General features: G+C 43.7%; 2 protein-coding genes. Both read right to left on the bottom strand.

Annotated elements, in window-relative coordinates; translation table 11 throughout:
* On the bottom strand, positions 1–951 hold a 951-nt coding region (locus tag BLR11_RS13840), incomplete at its 3' end, for an alpha-ketoacid dehydrogenase subunit beta (RefSeq protein WP_091653282.1).
* A 22-nt stretch (positions 952–973) separates the two neighbouring features.
* Positions 974–1,831, bottom strand: an 858-nt coding sequence (locus BLR11_RS13845) for a thiamine pyrophosphate-dependent dehydrogenase E1 component subunit alpha (RefSeq protein ID WP_091653285.1), incomplete at its 5' end; no start/stop codon positions are given.

Here is a 1,831-nt window from a genome sequence, read left to right on the forward strand (position 1 = left end):
AGCAATAATGTCTTCTGGTTCGATTTTAACCAATCGTTCTAATGGCGGCGTATACGGAATGGGAACAAACGGAGCACCTAAACGAACGATCGGAGCATCCAGATAATCCAACATCTCTTCTGCCGTACGGGCCGCTACTTCAGCACCAACACCTCCTTGTTTAACCGCTTCATGGACAACCATGAGTTTTTTGGTTTTCTTCAAGGATTCATAGACTGTATCCATATCCAGCGGTGAAATGGTCCTAAGATCGATACATTCGACATTAATGCCTTCTTTAGCCAGCTGCTGTGCAGCAGTAAGAACATTGGTCATATAGAAGGAATACGAGACAATCGTCATATCGCTTCCTTCTTTAGCCACATTGGCTTTTCCAATAGGTGTCAAATATTCACCTTCCGGGACTTCCCCCTTCATGGAAAATAATTTCTTATGTTCAAAATAAAGTATGGGATCATCTGAACGAATGGCTGATTTTAACAATCCTTTTGCATCTGCCGGATTGGAAGGTATAACTACCTTAATTCCGGGAATATGCATAAACCAAGCTTCAACACACTGTGAATGCTGTGCCGCACCGCCGCGGGTCATGCCATCAGGGGCCCGTAATACCAATGGTACCTTGCATTGTCCGCCGAACATATAGCGGGCTTTAGCCATTTGGTTGAAGATTTCATCCATTGGTACACCAATAAAATCTGCAAAGTGCATATCAACTACAGGACGCATTCCTGCTAATGCCGCACCTACGCCGCCACCAATAATAGCCGTTTCTGAAATCGGCGTATCACGAACCCGTTCTTCTCCAAATTCTTGCGCCAGTCCTTTAAACTGGCCAAAAATACCGCCTTGTTTGGCAATATCTTCGCCCATGAGGAAAACGCGATCATCACGTTTCATTTCTTCCTGCATGGCTTCTTGTGTTGCAACCGAAAATGTTATACGTCTCATTATATATTTTCCTCCCTCTTTGTTAATCGCAATAGTAGTCTTCCATTAAAGCAGATGTATCCAGATACGGAGCTGCTTGCGCTTCTGCTACTGCTTCCGTAATCAACTCTGCATTTTCTTTATCCATGGCATCCATATCTTTCTTTGCCAATAATTTTTTAGCAATTGCAGTTTTACGGAAATTCTGAATCGGATCATCCGCTTCAAAACGTTTCATAGTTTCTTCATGAGAACGATATAACTCCGGATCCCCTACAAAATGTCCCTTTACCCGGAAGGTATGATTTTCGAGAAGATAGGGACCTTGTCCGCTCCGTATATATTCAATGGCTTCTTTAGCTGCCGGATATACTTCGAAGAAATCATTCCCATTAACCGTTTTCCCCGGCATATTATAGCCAACAGCCCGTTTAGCAATCTGGTCAACCGAAGTAGTTCTCTTATAATAGGTTGTAGAAGCCCATTCGTTCATTTCACATACAAAAAGCACAGGAAGTTTCCAAGCAGATGCCATATTGCACGCTTCATGGAACGTACCGCGATTAGAAGCACCATCACCAAAAAAAGCTACCGCTATTTCACCGGAACCGCGCAGCTTTGCAGCAAGCCCTGCGCCCATGGCCAAATTATATCCGGCACCGACAACCCCGTTCGCACCCAGCATCCCGATAGAAAAATCAGCAATATGCATAGATCCGCCTTTTCCTTTACAATATCCCGTGGATTTGCCATACAATTCAGCCATCATTTTTTTTACGTCTGCGCCCTTGGCAATACAATGGCCATGACCGCGATGGTTACTTTCGATATAATCTTTATCGGTTAAATTTTCACATACACCGACACCACTGGCTTCTTCACCAATATACAAGTGTGTAAA

Source organism: Megasphaera paucivorans, from assembly GCF_900103535.1.
Taxonomy (GTDB): domain Bacteria; phylum Bacillota; class Negativicutes; order Veillonellales; family Megasphaeraceae; genus Megasphaera_A; species Megasphaera_A paucivorans.